The organism is Emticicia sp. C21 (genome assembly GCF_003418935.1).
Classification (GTDB): domain Bacteria; phylum Bacteroidota; class Bacteroidia; order Cytophagales; family Spirosomataceae; genus Emticicia.
This window is the reverse complement of sequence record NZ_QVMT01000003.1, coordinates 53377-69533: the sequence shown is the minus strand read 5'-3', so window position 1 is coordinate 69533 and position 16157 is coordinate 53377. Positions and strand designations below refer to the sequence as shown.

The following is a 16157-nucleotide window of genomic DNA, read 5'->3' as shown; positions in this document are numbered from 1 at the left end:
GCTAATGCCTATGCGTCTATTTTAAAAATCTCTTTCAACTCTTTGGCCTCTTCGGGCTTCATTCTGCCTGCCAGTACTAATCTTAACTGACGGCGGCGGAGTGCTCCGGCGTATAATTCTTTTTCTTCGGCAGTTTCGGGTTCAACAGGTGGTACTTCAATTGGCCTGCCTACCTGGTCAACGGCTACGAAAGTCATAAAGGCTTTGTTGGTGTAGATTTTTGTTCCTGCCGGAATATTCTCTGCCCACACATCAATTCCTACTTCGAGGGATGAATTGAATGCTCTGGTTACTTTGGCCTGTAAAGTAATTACTGATCCTAATGGAATAGCTTCTTTAAATGAAACATTATCAACCGATGCGGTCACAACAATGCGATTACAGTGTTTCTGAGCAGCGATAGCGCCTGCTATATCTAACAATCTCATCAGGTTTCCACCCATCAGATTACCCAGGGTATTGGTATCATTCGGGAAAACCATTTCTGTCATTACTGTAAGCGATTCCTGTGCTTTTCTGGCTTTTTGCATAAAAATGTATTCTTATATGGTTGTTTATTAATAGTGCTTTTAGGTTACTATTTACGGTCGAGACGAATAAACAATTCGTTTCCTGCTCGTGGAGGAATAGAGTTGATGCATCTCTCAAAAATAACAGATTGAAAATAGGGCGCAAACATAGCTAGGTATTCTTCTTTTAAACCTCCAAAAGGAGGGCCTCCTTCAAACGGAAAATCAAAAATCACACCTACCAGCTTACCTCCGGGCTTTAGTAAATCATGCATCTGCTCTACATATCTTGGTCTTAAAGCAGGGTCAAGCGCTGATAAAAAGGTTTGTTCAATAATCAGGTCATATTGTCCCTGATGGAAGAAAAAATCCTGATGAATTACCCGACAATTACCATTTTCGATGTAAAATTGTAATTTTTCCTGCAAACGTTCTACTAAAACCGCCGAAATATCAATCAAGGTAACATTCGTAAAGCCATGTCGAAGCAAATATTCAGCCTCGTAAGAGTTTCCACAACCCGGAATCAGGATAGAAACAGATTTATCTGTCAATTGATCGAAGTACTCTTTTAACGGAGTAGATACATAACCAATATCCCAACCTGTTTCACCTGCTTCATAGCGTTGACTCCAATAGTCATCATTCAACAAAGTATCCATCAATTTTTTACTTTTTTGATAATGAACTGTAATTTATAGGCAAATGTTAGCACATCAGCCCGATAATTTGCAGATTTGCCTTTAACACAAGTATATCAAGAAAAATGAAAGCCGTTGCCGACTCCCTACGCCAGACATTACAAGAGGTTTTACCTGCCTTGCAAGCCATTTCAGAGCCCGATGCCAGCATTAAACCGCAACCACATAAATGGTCAAAAAAAGAGATTTTAGGCCATCTGATAGATTCTGCCTCCAACAACCATCATAAGTTTGTGCGCACCATGGCACAACCACATACTGAATTTGTAGGCTACGCGCAGGACTTCTGGGTAGCTGAACAGCAGTATAATATTAGCAATTGGCAAAAGATTATTAGTTTCTGGTATGCCTATAATATGCACCTTGCACATATTATAGAATCAGTAAATCCAGCACATCTACAAAACACCATAAGTATCGGAGGAAGTAAACCTTTCACCCTTGCTTTTATTATGGAAGATTATGTAGAGCATATGAAACATCACTTAAGGGTGATTTTGCCTGAGGCAAATATTATCAGTAAGTTTCAGAATATTTATAATGTTTAACAATCGTGGCACAGTAAAATTTTCATATTTACATAATACTTTATAATGAACCCACAGCTAAATAAAGAATCCATCATCAATGCTCGTCAATTAACTAATGATCAAGACTATCAAGTATTTGAGGAGATTGCCCAACTATCCAACCAAGGCACTCTAACGATTGAAGATTTCGACACCATATGTCATGGCTTTTATGACGATAGCGAAGATTTTGATTTTCTGTCAGAAGGGCTTAGCGAATGCCTGAATCGTATTATGGAAGGCTATCCTATCGAAACTTATGTTGAGAAATTAGTCGATGCCATTGAAATATTCAATGATCATGCAATTATGAGTTATGGTTTTATACTATCACAATGGTTTATTGACGAAGAAAAAAGAACAATCCTTAGCGGGCTTATTAATAGAAAAAGCGAAGAGACAAAAGAGATATTCAGAAGAGTATTAAATGAGCAAATAGCCTTTTATAATAATTATGATGGGCTTGGCTATATGGCAGGTAGCGCCAATAAATTGTTGCAGGGTATTAAATAAGCGTAAATTATAACTGTGCCACGGCTCTACTCGGCCGAGAAAGTCCGTGGCACGATTAAAGCGTTTGGAGAATTATCTACTAGTAATTATTACATAATATGTATGATGTTGTAATAATATATATACCTAAGCGCACAACCGTGCCACGCCCTTTTTCGGACGAGTAGAGGCGTGACGCGGTGGTATCAATGGTCATAACTAGCTACCCTTGTAATTTTCCAAACGCCATCTTTTTTCTGCCAGATATGCAGGAATTTAAAAGTGCCGCAATCATCTCTTCCGTTTTCTTTATGACAGAATGTGTGTTCCCCAACTTCTATAGCACCATAATCTTTGACGGGATATACCTCCATGCTTCCCTCAACTAACTTACGGTTCAATCCATTATTATTAGCAAACAGGGTTTTGAATGAATCTATATTCTGGGTATAATTAGTGAGTCCTCCCTTATCATGATAAAACTCGAGGCTTGGGTCAAAGACATTTTTTATTGTCTCCTGATCTTGTGTGTTAAAGGCATTAAATAATACACTATCCATATGAGCAATCTCATTATAGAGCTTATTTCCTTCAGTTCTTGAAGCAAACTTAGTATTCACCAGATAATCCAGTTCTTGTGTCATTTTCCATAAGCCTTTTTGCTTTTGCCATACACGAGAAAATTTAGATTCTTCTACCAGCTTCTCTCCCATATAAAAACGTTGTACCCCCGATTGCGTCGCTTTTTCTTCATTCACTACAATGACCTGCAAACTACCTTTTACTAGTTGCCTTTTTACTTTGATTCCTCTATCGCAAAAGTTCTTTTGCAAATTGGTTTTAAACTGAGCAGATGATTCACTAGAAGTTTCACCAAAGTAACCCCCATCGTGGTAGAACATGAAATCTTTGCTTAAAATACCGTCTATTTTATCTACCTCGCAGTTATATACGGCTTTGAACAAAACACTATCTTTCTGGGCTAGTTCATTAAAAATAGTCTGAGAATTGGGCTTTGATTGCGCTTTTAGGTTACCTAAAGGCAAAAGGAGGTTCATAAGGCAGATAGCTGCCAGTAAGATACTTTGCTTTTTCATTATATAATTTTGTGTTTAAATTTAATCTTTGATTTTCCTATCGATAAGAAAGTGGATTATTAAGCTGAGGCCGCCAAAGAGGAATACCATCGAGAAAAAGGCTACTCCTTTGTCTAAATCATATTTTTTATGAAGAATATTCCCTATTAAAATCCCAAGGGCAATGCCTACGAAAAGCATTCCGAACTTTAGTGTCTGTAACTGTAAGCGACCTCTGGAATTAAACAGTTTTGAGGCATCTGTGCCGCGTTCTATCATCAGTAGGCGTTCGCGGTTGCGGGCAGTCAGATAAACGTAGACTATACCGAAAATCCCTGCAAAGGCAGAAACCGATACCAACGCGTCTCTTAATATTTCATCCATTTTTGTAGTAATTTTAAATGATTATCGAACTAACACCCATAAGACAAAGGGAATGAATGGTTGGTTACAGATTTTTCAAAAAATAAATTTCATAAAAAATACTGATTATCCTGTAACCACCGCTGGCAGATGTTTGTCTTACTATACAACAAAGACTACCCAAGAATTAATGTATACAGAAGACCAAGCCTATATAGAACGAGTAAAAAAGGGAGATTCGGCTTCTTATGCATTTCTTGTGAATAAATACAAAAACATGGCTTTTACGGTAGCTTTAAAAATTATAAACAACAGAGAAGATGCCGAAGACATCATTCAGGAAAGTTTTCTGAAAGCTTATCAGCAAATTCATACATTTGAGAATAAATCAAAGTTTTCAACCTGGCTTTATACCATTGTGTATAGAGCCGCACTCAATAAGTTACCTAAAAATAAAGTAGAGTTTTTAACGATTGACGATGAGGCTCATCAGAACTATGTAATTGATGAAACAAGCCCTCCATCTATTGCATTAGAAACAAAAGAAGAGCAGCGATATGTAAAGGAGGCCATTCAGCGGCTTCCTAAAGGTGAAGCCTTGCTGATTACTTTATATTATCTGAACGAAAATTCGTTGAAAGAGATTGAAGAAATAACAGGATTGGCTATGAATAATATCAAGATTAAGCTGTTTCGGGCAAGGAAAAAATTAGAACAGGAATTGCATTTTTTGTTATAAAAAATTCAGGAGGATGGCACAGGACAAAGAATACAAGCTAAAAAAACTGATTCAATCAGTAGAACCAGACCAGCCAACGGCTGATTTTACTACTATACTTATCCAAAAGATTGAAGCACAGGAAGCCATTGTAGTCAATCCGGCTTTAGACGCTTTACTGGAGAAACATCTGATAGAAGAGCCATCTATTGATTTTACTCAAAATTTGATGAAAGATATAGAGCGATTAGAGAGTAAGGTAGTTTTTAAGCCTATTATCAGTAAAAGGGTCTGGTATGGTATAGGTATGACCGCCACTTTTATTATAACTTTAATTAGCCTTTTCGGTAAATCGGCTCAAACGAACAATAAACCTCTTCCACTAGCTAGTAACATTAATCAGGTTACGGGCGAAATTATCAGGCAAATCAATGCGCTTCCTGCGCTCATGTTAGCGTGTTTATTTGCCGTTAGCTCTTTGGTTTTGATTGACTATTTTCTTTCAAACAGAAAGAAATATCAGGTGTAAAACTCTCTTCGTGCCATGTGGGTATTCTTCCTCAAATACCTGCGTTTTGTTGAAATCCTCCCCCAACAACTGGTATTTTCTGTCAAAATTATGATGGTGATATTTTTGCGCTTCTTAAAGCATAATCATTTATACAGATAATTATGGCAAAGAATAAGAAATACGTATTAATCACAGGGGGAACAAGTGGTATTGGCTACGAATTAGCCAGATTATTGGCAAAAGACGGTCATAACCTTATCATTGTCGCCCGTAGTCAGGAAGAATTAGATAGAGTAGCTCATGAATTAGCAGCAGCATATACCATAGAAGTAGTGACATTTGCCAAAGATTTATTTAAGAAAAATGCCCCTTTCGAGGTATATGATTTTGTAAAATCAAAAGGCTTACAGATAGATATTTTAGTAAATGATGCCGGACAAGGGCAATATGGCGAATTTATTAATACTGATATTGAGCGGGAAATGGACATTATCCAGTTGAATATTACCAGTCTGGTAGCGCTGACTAAACTGTTTCTGATAGAAATGGTTGAGCGAAAAAGTGGTAAGATTCTGAATCTGGCTTCGGTGGCAAGTAAGGTACCAGGGCCTTTTCAGGCAGTTTATCATGGTACTAAAGCCTTTGTGCATTCATTTACTGAAGCGATACGAGCCGAGGTAAAAGATAGTGGTGTGGTGATTACTTCCCTCCTACCGGGAGCAACAGCTACTGATTTTTTCAGAAAAGCTGATATGCTACATTCTAAAACAGTAAAAGATGGTAAACTAGCTGACCCAGCCGATGTGGCAATGGATGGATACAATGCCCTGATGAATGGAGACGATATGGTAGTATCCGGCTTAAATAATAAGCTACAAGTAGCCATGAGCAGTATAACCCCAGACGAAATTGTGGCTGAAAGAGTTTATAAACAGCAAGGCCCTAAAGAGGGTGTGCAGAAGTAAAAATAAGGGGTGGTATAAAATATACCACCCTTTTCGCTTTCAATCAATCTTCCAGCACTCCCATCAATCCTAATTCATAATCTTCTATGGCCTGCTTCAATTCAGCAGGATAATTCATTACAAAAGGCCCATAGGTAGAAAGTGGCTCCTGAATAGGTTCGCCTGCCAGAAACAATAGTTTGCCTTTGGTAATGGCCTCAAAATCTATCCCCTCTCCCTCATGGTCGAATGTGACCATATTCAATTTTTCTATAATAGTTTCGTTGGTTTTTATTTCTCCATCAAGTACATACACTAAGGCATTATAAGACCCTTGTAACTCAAAGAAAGTCTTGGCTCCTGCTTCAAAATTTACCATCATTGCTAATATGGGTGAAAAAGTAGAAGCCGCGCCTGCCTGACCTTTATAATTCCCTGCAACTAACTGCATTTCTATTCCCTCTTCCTTGATTACAGGCATGGTATCTTTAGTCAGGTGTTGATACTTTGGTTCAGTCATTTTATGTGCACGAGGCAGATTTACCCACAATTGTATCAACTCAAAATTACCACCTTCGCGCATAAATTCTGCCGATGGCCCTTCTGAGTGGATAATGCCTTTGCCGGAAGTCATCCATTGAACATCTCCGGCATTCAAAAATCCTTCATTTCCTAAAGAATCTTTATGATGGATTTTTCCCTGAAACAAAAAGGTAACAGGTTCGAATCCTCTATGTGGGTGAGGGCTTAAACGTGGCTTACTGGCATCAGGGTTATGATAAGTTGGCCCTGCATGGTGTAACAATATAAAAGGACTCACCTGTCTGATATTGGTGGCAGGTAAAGGTTGTTTTACTCGCATGGGCCCCATCTGGACCTCATTTGCAAAACTAATGTTCTGAATAGTACGAGCTTTCATTATTTCAGAGATAGTGTGTTTCCTTAAACACTAGGCATGTGGTTGTAATACTGGTTCTTCTTTTCTGGCTACTATTTTATTTACTAACCAGATATATTCGTTGGTAAACATCTCAATCGCTTTAAAGAATGTCGGATCTGTTAAATTCCCTTCGGCATCAAATTTCTTGTCTACAGTGGGCACAATCAGCATGTGCGGAGAAGCAATACCAAACAAAGCAGCAACCAGGCTTATTACTTGTTGGCTGGCTCTCATACCACCCATTATTCCTGTCGAAGCTGTTACGATACCAAAAGGTTTATGTAATTGTTTCGGAAAATGGTCTAATAAATTCTTCATTGCAGGCGAATAGCTACCATTGTATTCGGGTGTTACCAGAATAAACGCATCTGCCGAAAACATACGTTCACCCAAGTATTTCCATTCTGAAGGAACCGCGTCTACCGAAGTCCAGACTTTTTGAACAAAAGGTAATTCATAATCTCTTACATCAATAATGCCTACCTCGGCATCCGTGATCTCGCTCAGGTGTTTTTGTAAATAAGTGGCCACTCTCGCCGTAACGCTTTCTTGCCTTGGGCTTCCTGAAATGATTTCAATTTTCATATTTTCTCTGGTTTAAGATATTTAGCTTAAAACGACATCGGAACATCTATCAGGAGAATTTCCGAGTCTGTATTGGCTTTAATTAAAATTTCATCGGTTTCGCTGATACCTAAAGCATCTCTGCGTCCTAACAGTTGTCCGTTTATTTCCGCTTCTCCCTCAATCACAAAGGCATACACACCATTTGTACTCAATTTAGGTGTATAGGTCAGTTCCTTATTCTGGTCAAGGTCAGTCAGAGAGAACCACGCATCTTGATTCATACCCATGCCCCCATCTTTCGAACCAAGTGGTGAAACTATTGTCTGCAATTGATTTTTTCTACCTTTAATAGAAAAAGCCTTCTGGTCGTAACGTGGCTGAATGTCTTTCAACTTCGGAAATACCCAGATTTGTAAAAGCCTGAGTGCTCTGTCGATATTCTTATTTCGTTCAGAGTGATAAATTCCTGTACCAGCCGACATCACCTGTACTTCGCCTTTACCGATAGCCCCCTTATTACCCATACTATCAGCATGCTCTAAATCACCTGAAAGTGGAATGGTAACAATTTCCATATTATCGTGCGGGTGCATTCCAAAACCTCTGCCACCGATGATCATATCATCGTTTAATACCCGTAAAGCACCAAAGTGTATTTTTTCTGGATTCTGAAATCCTGCAAAACTGAAAGAATGCCAGGCATCTAACCAACCATGATTGGCATGTCCTCTTTCATCAGCTTTATAATATATTGTTCTCATTTTATACATTTACATTTAATGTATATACATATATATTTACGAATTAGTTCAAAGCTATTGAGTGATTTAGTGAATGAGCGATTTAGTGATTAATTTTTAATCGTGAATGGCGAATTGCGAATTAGTGAATAGCTGTCTGAACTTTGATTTACCTGATTTATGTGATTAATCTGATTTAATAAAGAATGGTTAAATCAGTTATCCTTATGAAAATATAGGTAGTTATTTCAGTGCAATCACATAAATCAAGTAAATCAAAGTTCAAGATTAATCACACAATCACTAACTCACTCATTCACTAAATTATCCTTTGATTGCCCTGTTCAAAAATTCAACAAATGGATGCATGGCTTCGAAGCCCGCCAGGATGGTAGCGTCAAAATCTTTTTTGAGTGATTCTGATGCATTAAAGGCATTAGAGACAGTAAAACTCTTGAGTTTTAAGAGTTCAATGGCAGGATTACTTTCATCATATCCTTTGGGCGGACGAACAGTAGCTGCTTCTCTGTCAAGCCCATTAGGAAATTGTTTTCTGAAACTCTCGGCATCAATAATGCCTTTTACTTCTTCGTAGTTATAATCAACTTCATCACGGATTTTCTTTAAATCGTTTGTTTCCGGCATCCAGACTCCACCTGCCAGGAAGCACTCATTGGCATCAATATGAAAATAGTAGCCAGCTCCGTGTGCTTTTTTCCCTCCTCCATTGAACCATGCACCGAAATTAGTTTTGTAAGGCGATTTATCTTTGGAAAAACGTACATCACGATTGATACGGAAGATACAATCTTTTACCTGTAGATTGGTCTCTGCAATGCCCACATCAAATTTACCAAGGCCTATAATAAGTTGCCCCACAACCTCACCAAAGTTTGCCTTGGCAGCTTCATAAGTTTTGCGATTGGCATCAAACCAGGGCTTATTATTATTAGCCTTTAAATCTTCTAAAAATTGTAGTGTTTGCGCTTGTATCATGTCTATAGTGTTGAGTTTATCTATAAAAATAATAAGTTCATGTGAAAAGTTCCCGACTACTTTACTTCATTTATCAGGGCAATTTTATGTTCAAAATCGCTGACATTCTGCAAGGTGGTAATGGCTATTTGCGTCAATGCCTCCTCAGTCAGGAAGCCCTGGTGAGAGGTTATTAATACATTCGGGAAAGTCATCAGTCTAGCCAGCGTATCATCCTGGAGAATCTGTCCCGACAAATCGTTGAAGAATATATTTTCCTCCTGTTCGTATACATCAATGCCCAGATAACCCAATGTTTTATTCTTTAGCGCCTCCACTACAGCTTGGGTATCAATCAGGGCTCCCCTACTCGTATTTATCAACATCACTCCTAGTTTCATCTGTGCCAGTGCCTCTGCATTAATCAGATGTCGGGTAGCTTCTGTCAATGGGCAATGTAAAGAAACTATATCGGAATGAATGAGCAACTCTTCAAAGTCCACATAATTTACTCCTGCAGCTGTTAAATGCTCATCAGGAAACATATCGTAAGCCAGCACTTTACAACCCAAACCCAACATGATTTTAGCAAATATTCCTCCTATTTTACCTGTACCTATTATGCCAACAGTTTTATGATATAAATCAAAGCCTGTCAATTTTTCTAAAGAAAAATTACCCTCACGCACTCGGTTATAGGCCTTATGTGTTTTACGGTTCAAGGTCATAATCAAGGCCAAAGCATGCTCTGCCACAGCATAAGGCGAATAAGCAGGTACCCGAACTACTTTGATACTGGCATTTCTGGCAGCTCCTAAATCTACATTATTAAAACCTGCACATCTGAGCGCAATTAACTGAACACCTGCTTTTTGTAATGCCTCAATAATTGAAGCATTGATTTTGTCATTCACAAATACGCAGACTGCCTCAGCACCTTCTGCCAGACGAATGGATTGTTCGTTTAAAGCTACTTCATAGAAGCTAATCTGATTTGCTTCATTATATTTTTCAAAAAACTCCCGGTCATAGGGTTTTGTACTGAAAAATGCGATTTTCATAACGATTTCTTTGGTACTTTACCTAATTGATAGGCTAATGTCAGATGATGCGAAAAACCCAGTATTGAATGGCTACTGGCGGCATAATCAAAGATAAATTGTTTTGCCTGAAAACCAATGCCAAAATGGACATTACTAACCTTAGAAGTAATACCTGTACGAAGATAAAAATTTTTGACTATCTGATATTCTAGTCCGACTTTATATAAGATGGGCAGAACTATGTCTTTTTCAGCCTCCCCAACCAATGATAACTGTTTAGTGGGTTGATAAGCCAAGCCCAAACGAAGCACAGTAGGTACGCGTTGCGAAACAAAAAGCCTGGCACCGGTAAGGTTATACCCGCAAAAACCCAGTTGCAGAGTCGAACTCAGTTTGGCCATTACCCCAAATTCTGTCAGGATTGTTTGCTTAACAGCCAAACCCTCAACCGCCGCTTGCAGGTAAGATACTTTTATACCCAAAGAAACTCTGTTGGTACTTTTGGCTAAGGTCATTCCCAGTTTCTCTTCATGATACAATTTATCACCAAAACGCTCTACGGTTAACCCTATATTGACAAATTGAGTAGTATAGTTTCCACCTAAAGAAAAAGTATTCAATCCGGCAACAGTGTAGCGATTATGATAAGATGTGGTAATATAATTATCCGTCAGAAATCCCAATCCGGCAGGATTATTAAAAATGGATTGTTTGTCGGCAATGGCTGCATTTGCATTGCCAATGCCCCAGCTTCTGGCTCCTATGGGAAAAGGTTCACCCGAAGCATTTACCTGATGAATAGAAAGAAGACAAAAGAAGCAAAGAAGATTCAGTCTTTTGCCCTGAAAAAACTTAACCCCATATTTTACTTCTTTCTTAGCCAAGGTAGCGTTTGATTTTGAAGCAAAATACGGGGTTACTCAGAAAAAGGCAAATCAAATAATCAATTAAATCTGCGCTTTACAATTTCTATAAATTCTTCGGCCTCTGCACCTGTGATATCCCATAAGTAGCGAGGAACATATTTTTTCAGAATCAATTCTTTAGCTTCACTGAAATCTTTGCACAATTCAATTTCATCCAATGCATTCGAAAATGCCTGTATGTTCCCTCCAAAAAGATTATTAGTAAATAAGAATCGTTGATTCAATGAGATTGCACTATTAATGCCCTCAATGCGGTTATTCTGATGGTGATCAAGAATCGTTCTGTTCGCTTTAGTCTGGTCGTTCAGACTTTTTTGTTCACTGGCCAATCTCTCATTCAACCGCATTTCTTCCAGCTCTTTTGATGGCGATTTATCATAAGCCGATTCATTTACTTTAGATGCCACCAAATTGAGTTTTTGCTCAAATACAGGCACAGGTCTTTCAACTACTATTTCTTTTACCGGTTCCGGCCTGGGTGGTTCTATATACTGCGGAGTTTCCACATAAGCATTATATTCTTGTATTTTAGGCTCAGGAATTACCACCGGTGGTGGAATTACTACCGGAGGAGGTGTATAAGGTCTTTCTTCTACCACAGGTTTATTCAATTCTAAATCAAAGAAAGAAGATGAAGCCGGGCTGCTGATAACTTCAGAAACTGAAACAGCTTTAGTAGGCACCAATTCCTCAGGAATTGCTACTTTTTGCGCAAAAAGTGACAGATATTTATCGGGAGTCTCGGCAGTAATCGGCATTTCATCAATCCAGGCCATGGCCTGATTGGCAAATACAAACTCTTTGCCATTCAGCTTTTCAACCAAACCCGGTAGCACCTGCTTATTAATTTGTATATATTTAGCGAGAGGGGCGGCATTTTCCTGTGTAAATCTGAAATTCGGCAGGTCGCGCATTAATTCCTTATAAAAAGTCTGCGGTTCAAGAATTAATACCAGGGTTTCACCCACAGAATCTACCAACAGAGGTTCAAATTGTTCGCGTTTCACCGAAATAAATTGTGAAACTATATTCATAAAGTTCTTTAATGCTTGTTGTACTTCAGGCGCAGTAAAGTCAAAATATGGGCTGCGTAAACGCTGCGTATCTCCTTGCCACTTTTCAAACAAAGCCCTTATAGTCAACAGGTTAACCTGCTGTACATTACATAAAGAAAGTATTTGTTTACCAGAGATAGTATTGTTCTGGGCAAAAAACTCATCACACACACGGGCTGCATAAGCCTTACTGTACCGTTCAACGGCCGACAAATTCAATTTGTTCGACATTCTTAAATTTATTTGTTTTGTAAGTTAAATAGCTATAATTTATGACTGGAAGCTAAGGTTAGTACGTCATGTGGAACATCATTTCTGCTAACTAACTGTAAATTTACTACAACTTTTTTGCCAGTTTTACTTAGAACGAAAAAATTAGGAAAATAATGTTTATTGAACCAAAAAGAGGTAGAGGACAAGGACATAAGACAGGCTGGGTTGAAGTAATTTGCGGCTCTATGTTTTCAGGGAAGACAGAAGAACTGATTCGGCGGCTGAACCGGGCAAAAATTGCGCAGCAAAAAGTTGAGATATTTAAACCTGCCATTGATGTCCGCTACCACGAAGCTGATATAGTTTCGCATAACCAGACGGCTATCCGTTCTACGCCTGTGAATACCTCAGAAGAAATTTTGCTGATGTGTAGTGATTGTGATGTGGTGGGTGTTGATGAAGCTCAATTCTTTGATCAGGGAATTGTTGAGGTAGTGAATAGACTGGCTGAACAGGGAAAAAGAGTCATTGTGGCAGGCTTAGATATGGATTCAAGAGGTGTGCCGTTCGGACCAATGCCTAATCTGATGTCTATAGCCGAATATGTAACAAAAGTACATGCCATTTGCGTAGTCTGTGGCGATATTGCTCATTATTCCTACCGTAAAACTGCTGACGGGCCGCAAGTGCTTCTGGGAGAATCTGAAAGATACGAAGCCCGTTGCCGCCGTTGTTATCATTTAAATCCGTAAATAGTATTTGAAAAAAGATTTTCGTAGTTTTGCGGTTCTAAAAATTTAATAGTATCCTGTTCCCGTAGTTCAATGGATAGAATGTCAGATTCCGGTTCTGATGATGGGGGTTCGAATCCCTTCGGGAACACCAGTTTTAAGCTACATTAGATAATGGGGTTAATTGAACTGCTAAGCCCATTACTTTCATTAATTCCTGTAATTCATCTGTATGTCTTTCAAGTACTTCTTCATATTGCTTTATATAAAGTTCTGAATCTCCTTCTTCTCTGTGCACTTGAATAGTACGGTTTGTCATTGCTATGAGTTCCATCAATCTTGATACACGAATACCCCACTCATGGTAACCAATAAAATCTTTCTCTTCCATAGCATTAAAAGTTTATTTGCAAAAATCCTTATTAAGTTTTGAGTTTTTTGCACGATTATTAAAGTATTGAGGTGATAAAGATAGTCTATCCAACCGGCCACAACTGTCCAATCTTAATACTTTCTATAACTCCTATCATAGCCTCATCTTTATACCCAATTGGAAATTTTGAGAGAAATAACTCTGTTGTTTTAATTGTCTCTTCAATTGAATGAAATTTTGCTAAATGAATATATAACCAAAAGCAAAAATTTCTTTTATCATCATCTATTCCGACGCTAAAAGATATGTCTTTAAAAATAATATGAATATCACTTACAAAATTTATTACAAGAAATACTAAATAGCTAAAACTACCCTTAATTATACCATTTTCCATATATTTTAAAGTTAATTCAACTTCTTCTTTCCTAAAATACTTTGTCATTAATTCTGAAATCTTCTCCCGAATTTCCTCAGAAGGTAGAAGTTTAGAATTAGAATAAAATATATACGGTTGATAAGTATAATTACTTAGAAGACCTATAATATTTCTTTGAATACCTTCGTGCTTTATCTTTGAAAAGGTCGAAATAATATAAAACCAAGTTGATTGCTTATCTCTATGATTAGAATATAAAGATTTTAATCCCTCATAACAATTATTAGGATTATCTAAATCTGCAAATGCATCTAAGCTTCTACCATAATTTTCATAATTATTAAATTCTTCCCTAAAATCTATACAATACTTCATGAAACCAGGAAAGAAATCTTGCGAGAATTCATTTTTTGTATCGATTCTTATCGCGTGATATTCTTGATTTAGAATATTATTGTTAGCTTTTATATAAGCAGTAATATCTACCCAATATGCCTTCTGTAATTCTGGGTCATACACAATACCAATACTAAGATTTAATCCTTGACTCCAGTATTTGAGATGTGCTTTATCTGTAGGAATCTTATAACCCTGATTATCCCTATAGCTCATTCCGCTTTTGATTTGTGCAAATATTCCATAATTTAAAGCATACCCATTTTCTACAAACTCAATGTAACAGTCGTTACCCTGATCATTCTCTCTATTAATATTTTGAAAAATTGAATTGTTATCTTGAACTATACCTTGTATATAACGAACACCTTGTTGTTCAGTTTTAATATTTAAATTGCGGGAAGTCATAGGCTCTAATTCGATTAGTTTCTTCTTTAAATTTAATAAAAAAAATCGATAATTTCATTATTTAAATCAAGGAGAAATATAGGTTAGAATTCTTCTACCCCCTCAACAACCCCCGAATCGCCACCAAATGCGAAAACAATACAATCGGCACTATACAAGCGGGCAACCAGTTGAAAGGAAAATACAATACTGCAACATTAGGTTGGTCAAAAGCCAGTTGCTGAAAAGGGAATGGTGCAGATAAAATAGCTGTGCTAACGATATTGATTAAAAGCACCAGACAGACAAAATTCCATAGAAGCATAATGCCCATCCCTATGCGCTCTTTGATGAATAGATAGTATACAATAGGTGCCGTAATGCCCGAAAGAATATCAAAATTTTGCCCCTCAAAGGTCATAATTTCAGGTATTGCCTTATGAAGAAATAGCCAGAATAAAACCAGTTCTACAGGTATTCTGACAACGTGCAGGATAGTCAGGGTTTTAAGGTTTAATCCGTCTATAAAATTCCTTCCATTTTTGATAGCAAATAAGCTGATGATTAATAATAAAGGGGGGCCAATAGCTAACAGAAATCTTGGTGGCATAGCCTGAGTATTTGCATAAAAACCGCTTGTGCCTAGCAAGGCCTGTATCACAAGCCAGATAGTAGCTATTATTAAGATTCGGGTAGTATATTTTGAAGAAGCCCTGGCCAGGAAATATACACTTAAAAAAGTGCTAAGACCCATCACTAAGGATATATAAAAAGGCAGATGTTGCATTGATAATACATGTTTAATTTCTATGCAAAGGAAGCCTTGAGCTTGCAATTAATTCTTGCCATTTGGCAAGTTTTCAATTGTTATTTCTGTTTTTTGCATATTCTTTTCTGATACGGCTCAATGAGGTATCTGTTACCCCGATATAAGAAGCAATCATTTTTAAAGGCACTTTCTGAAAAATCATTGGGTTTGTTTCTATCAATTTAGCATATCTGGTTTCGGCTGTTTCCTGTAGCATTGAAAGCATTCTTTGTTTCAATTGTGCATAAGAATTTACCAGAATCATTCTACCAAACTCACGGAAATATGGCATAGCGTGAAAAACGTGCTGCAATTCCTCAAAGGTGATGTACCAGAGTTTACAATCGGTCAGAGTCTGGATATATTCCTGGGCAGGTATTCTCTTGAAGAATGAAGACAAATCGCAAACTATTTGCCTGGATGAATACAAGGCGGTAGTTACCTCATTCCCATCGTGATCATAAGTATAAGCCCGCATGAATCCCTCTTCCATGAAATAGTAAATCTGGCATACCCTCCCCTCTTCCAGCACAAAGTCATTCTTCTGAAATTCTCTGGGCTTAAAATATTCTACTACCGAAGCCAATTGTTCTTGCGACATCGGATAGATTTTCGATATAAATTCACAGATTGGGGCTTTTTCCGCAGGTATCATTGTCAGGATGCTTATCAGTTACATCTGAGCAATATTCTCAAAAACCCAAAATTATGCAAGCAACCCGCTTTAATCTTTTTGCGTCT

General features: G+C 37.7%; 21 protein-coding genes and 1 tRNA gene. 7 read left to right on the top strand and 15 right to left on the bottom strand.

What is annotated here, in order from left to right; all coding sequences use genetic code 11:
- Positions 1 to 8: 8 nt before the first annotated feature.
- Both D0T08_RS07990 and D0T08_RS07985 read right to left on the bottom strand, forming a co-directional pair.
- Positions 9 to 530: an acyl-CoA thioesterase gene (locus tag D0T08_RS07990; RefSeq protein ID WP_116982098.1), complete on the bottom strand. Its 522-nt coding sequence runs from the start codon at positions 528 to 530 to the stop codon at positions 9 to 11.
- Positions 531 to 577: 47 nt separating this feature from the next.
- Positions 578 to 1171: a methyltransferase gene (locus D0T08_RS07985; protein ID WP_116982097.1), complete on the bottom strand. Its 594-nt coding sequence runs from the start codon at positions 1169 to 1171 to the stop codon at positions 578 to 580.
- A 104-nt stretch (positions 1172 to 1275) separates the two neighbouring features.
- Between D0T08_RS07985 and D0T08_RS07980 the strand changes: the two genes are divergently transcribed.
- Complete coding sequence (locus tag D0T08_RS07980; protein WP_116982096.1) at positions 1276 to 1758, top strand: DinB family protein; 483 nt, start codon at positions 1276 to 1278, stop codon at positions 1756 to 1758.
- 45 nt (positions 1759 to 1803) lie between these two features.
- Positions 1804 to 2292, top strand: coding sequence for a hypothetical protein (locus tag D0T08_RS07975; RefSeq protein ID WP_116982095.1), 489 nt, complete (start codon positions 1804 to 1806; stop codon positions 2290 to 2292).
- 185 nt (positions 2293 to 2477) lie between these two features.
- Here the strand turns inward: D0T08_RS07975 and D0T08_RS07970 are convergent, their stop codons facing one another.
- Together D0T08_RS07970 and D0T08_RS07965 are read right to left on the bottom strand one after the other, a co-directional pair.
- Complete coding sequence (locus D0T08_RS07970) at positions 2478 to 3368, bottom strand: nuclear transport factor 2 family protein (RefSeq protein ID WP_116982094.1); 891 nt, start codon at positions 3366 to 3368, stop codon at positions 2478 to 2480.
- 21 nt (positions 3369 to 3389) lie between these two features.
- Positions 3390 to 3731, bottom strand: a complete 342-nt coding sequence (locus D0T08_RS07965) for a DUF6249 domain-containing protein (RefSeq protein ID WP_116982093.1) — start codon at positions 3729 to 3731, stop codon at positions 3390 to 3392.
- A 169-nt stretch (positions 3732 to 3900) separates the two neighbouring features.
- Between D0T08_RS07965 and D0T08_RS07960 the strand changes: the two genes are divergently transcribed.
- The 3 genes from D0T08_RS07960 (at position 3901) to D0T08_RS07950 (ending at position 5904) form a co-directional block, all read left to right on the top strand.
- Positions 3901 to 4449, top strand: a complete 549-nt coding sequence (locus D0T08_RS07960; protein WP_116982594.1) for an RNA polymerase sigma factor — start codon at positions 3901 to 3903, stop codon at positions 4447 to 4449.
- A gap of 13 nt (positions 4450 to 4462) precedes the next feature.
- Positions 4463 to 4957, top strand: a complete 495-nt coding sequence (locus D0T08_RS07955) for a hypothetical protein (RefSeq protein ID WP_116982092.1) — start codon at positions 4463 to 4465, stop codon at positions 4955 to 4957.
- Positions 4958 to 5100: 143 nt separating this feature from the next.
- On the top strand, positions 5101 to 5904 hold the full coding sequence (locus tag D0T08_RS07950) for an SDR family oxidoreductase (protein ID WP_116982091.1): 804 nt from the start codon (positions 5101 to 5103) through the stop codon (positions 5902 to 5904).
- Between the two features lie 43 nt (positions 5905 to 5947).
- Here D0T08_RS07950 and D0T08_RS07945 read toward each other — a convergent pair whose 3' ends face one another.
- The 7 genes from D0T08_RS07945 to D0T08_RS07915 form a co-directional block, all read right to left on the bottom strand.
- On the bottom strand, positions 5948 to 6802 hold the full coding sequence (locus D0T08_RS07945; RefSeq protein WP_116982090.1) for a pirin family protein: 855 nt from the start codon (positions 6800 to 6802) through the stop codon (positions 5948 to 5950).
- 30 nt (positions 6803 to 6832) lie between these two features.
- The gene (locus D0T08_RS07940; RefSeq protein ID WP_116982089.1) at positions 6833 to 7408 is read right to left on the bottom strand and encodes an NADPH-dependent FMN reductase; all 576 of its coding nucleotides are present in this window, start codon (positions 7406 to 7408) and stop codon (positions 6833 to 6835) included.
- Positions 7409 to 7434: 26 nt separating this feature from the next.
- Positions 7435 to 8151, bottom strand: a complete 717-nt coding sequence (locus D0T08_RS07935; protein ID WP_116982593.1) for a pirin family protein — start codon at positions 8149 to 8151, stop codon at positions 7435 to 7437.
- A 303-nt stretch (positions 8152 to 8454) separates the two neighbouring features.
- Positions 8455 to 9126, bottom strand: coding sequence for a DUF2461 domain-containing protein (locus D0T08_RS07930; protein WP_116982088.1), 672 nt, complete (start codon positions 9124 to 9126; stop codon positions 8455 to 8457).
- Between the two features lie 56 nt (positions 9127 to 9182).
- Complete coding sequence (locus D0T08_RS07925; protein ID WP_116982087.1) at positions 9183 to 10166, bottom strand: 2-hydroxyacid dehydrogenase; 984 nt, start codon at positions 10164 to 10166, stop codon at positions 9183 to 9185.
- Positions 10163 to 11032 (bottom strand): hypothetical protein, encoded by an 870-nt coding sequence (locus tag D0T08_RS07920; protein WP_116982086.1) that lies wholly within the window; start codon positions 11030 to 11032, stop codon positions 10163 to 10165. The genes D0T08_RS07925 and D0T08_RS07920 overlap by 4 nt, the downstream gene beginning before the upstream one ends.
- A gap of 59 nt (positions 11033 to 11091) precedes the next feature.
- Positions 11092 to 12360, bottom strand: a complete 1269-nt coding sequence (locus D0T08_RS07915; RefSeq protein ID WP_116982085.1) for a hypothetical protein — start codon at positions 12358 to 12360, stop codon at positions 11092 to 11094.
- Between the two features lie 155 nt (positions 12361 to 12515).
- On the opposite strand from D0T08_RS07915, the gene D0T08_RS07910 reads away from it, so the two are divergent.
- Positions 12516 to 13094: a thymidine kinase gene (locus D0T08_RS07910; RefSeq protein WP_116982084.1), complete on the top strand. Its 579-nt coding sequence runs from the start codon at positions 12516 to 12518 to the stop codon at positions 13092 to 13094.
- Between the two features lie 58 nt (positions 13095 to 13152).
- Positions 13153 to 13227, top strand: a tRNA-Arg gene (locus D0T08_RS07905).
- Positions 13228 to 13230: 3 nt separating this feature from the next.
- Here D0T08_RS07905 and D0T08_RS07900 read toward each other — a convergent pair.
- From D0T08_RS07900 to D0T08_RS07885, 4 genes are all read right to left on the bottom strand, one after another.
- On the bottom strand, positions 13231 to 13464 hold the full coding sequence (locus D0T08_RS07900) for a hypothetical protein (RefSeq protein WP_116982083.1): 234 nt from the start codon (positions 13462 to 13464) through the stop codon (positions 13231 to 13233).
- 85 nt (positions 13465 to 13549) lie between these two features.
- Positions 13550 to 14629, bottom strand: a complete 1080-nt coding sequence (locus D0T08_RS07895; RefSeq protein ID WP_116982082.1) for a DUF4365 domain-containing protein — start codon at positions 14627 to 14629, stop codon at positions 13550 to 13552.
- Positions 14630 to 14723: 94 nt separating this feature from the next.
- The gene (locus D0T08_RS07890; RefSeq protein WP_116982081.1) at positions 14724 to 15395 is read right to left on the bottom strand and encodes a hypothetical protein; all 672 of its coding nucleotides are present in this window, start codon (positions 15393 to 15395) and stop codon (positions 14724 to 14726) included.
- A gap of 73 nt (positions 15396 to 15468) precedes the next feature.
- On the bottom strand, positions 15469 to 16071 hold the full coding sequence (locus D0T08_RS07885) for a Crp/Fnr family transcriptional regulator (protein WP_116982080.1): 603 nt from the start codon (positions 16069 to 16071) through the stop codon (positions 15469 to 15471).
- Positions 16072 to 16157: the final 86 nt, after the last annotated feature.

Excerpts from the sequence above, each read along its gene's own strand:
- D0T08_RS07960 (WP_116982594.1), top strand. The coding sequence starts at position 3,901 with ATGTATACAGAAGACCAAGCCTATATAGAACGAGTAAAAAAGGGAGAT.
- D0T08_RS07950 (WP_116982091.1), top strand. The coding sequence starts at position 5,101 with ATGGCAAAGAATAAGAAATACGTATTAATCACAGGGGGAACAAGTGGT.
- D0T08_RS07980 (WP_116982096.1), top strand. The coding sequence starts at position 1,276 with ATGAAAGCCGTTGCCGACTCCCTACGCCAGACATTACAAGAGGTTTTA.
- D0T08_RS07900 (WP_116982083.1), bottom strand. The coding sequence starts at position 13,464 with ATGGAAGAGAAAGATTTTATTGGTTACCATGAGTGGGGTATTCGTGTA.
- D0T08_RS07985 (WP_116982097.1), bottom strand. The coding sequence starts at position 1,171 with ATGGATACTTTGTTGAATGATGACTATTGGAGTCAACGCTATGAAGCA.
- D0T08_RS07895 (WP_116982082.1), bottom strand. The coding sequence starts at position 14,629 with ATGACTTCCCGCAATTTAAATATTAAAACTGAACAACAAGGTGTTCGT.
- D0T08_RS07990 (WP_116982098.1), bottom strand. The coding sequence starts at position 530 with ATGCAAAAAGCCAGAAAAGCACAGGAATCGCTTACAGTAATGACAGAA.
- D0T08_RS07915 (WP_116982085.1), bottom strand. The coding sequence starts at position 12,360 with ATGTCGAACAAATTGAATTTGTCGGCCGTTGAACGGTACAGTAAGGCT.
- D0T08_RS07940 (WP_116982089.1), bottom strand. The coding sequence starts at position 7,408 with ATGAAAATTGAAATCATTTCAGGAAGCCCAAGGCAAGAAAGCGTTACG.
- D0T08_RS07885 (WP_116982080.1), bottom strand. The coding sequence starts at position 16,071 with ATGATACCTGCGGAAAAAGCCCCAATCTGTGAATTTATATCGAAAATC.
- D0T08_RS07970 (WP_116982094.1), bottom strand. The coding sequence starts at position 3,368 with ATGAAAAAGCAAAGTATCTTACTGGCAGCTATCTGCCTTATGAACCTC.
- D0T08_RS07965 (WP_116982093.1), bottom strand. The coding sequence starts at position 3,731 with ATGGATGAAATATTAAGAGACGCGTTGGTATCGGTTTCTGCCTTTGCA.
- D0T08_RS07955 (WP_116982092.1), top strand. The coding sequence starts at position 4,463 with ATGGCACAGGACAAAGAATACAAGCTAAAAAAACTGATTCAATCAGTA.
- D0T08_RS07925 (WP_116982087.1), bottom strand. The coding sequence starts at position 10,166 with ATGAAAATCGCATTTTTCAGTACAAAACCCTATGACCGGGAGTTTTTT.
- D0T08_RS07910 (WP_116982084.1), top strand. The coding sequence starts at position 12,516 with ATGTTTATTGAACCAAAAAGAGGTAGAGGACAAGGACATAAGACAGGC.
- D0T08_RS07935 (WP_116982593.1), bottom strand. The coding sequence starts at position 8,151 with ATGAGAACAATATATTATAAAGCTGATGAAAGAGGACATGCCAATCAT.
- D0T08_RS07975 (WP_116982095.1), top strand. The coding sequence starts at position 1,804 with ATGAACCCACAGCTAAATAAAGAATCCATCATCAATGCTCGTCAATTA.
- D0T08_RS07945 (WP_116982090.1), bottom strand. The coding sequence starts at position 6,802 with ATGAAAGCTCGTACTATTCAGAACATTAGTTTTGCAAATGAGGTCCAG.
- D0T08_RS07930 (WP_116982088.1), bottom strand. The coding sequence starts at position 9,126 with ATGATACAAGCGCAAACACTACAATTTTTAGAAGATTTAAAGGCTAAT.
- D0T08_RS07890 (WP_116982081.1), bottom strand. The coding sequence starts at position 15,395 with ATGCAACATCTGCCTTTTTATATATCCTTAGTGATGGGTCTTAGCACT.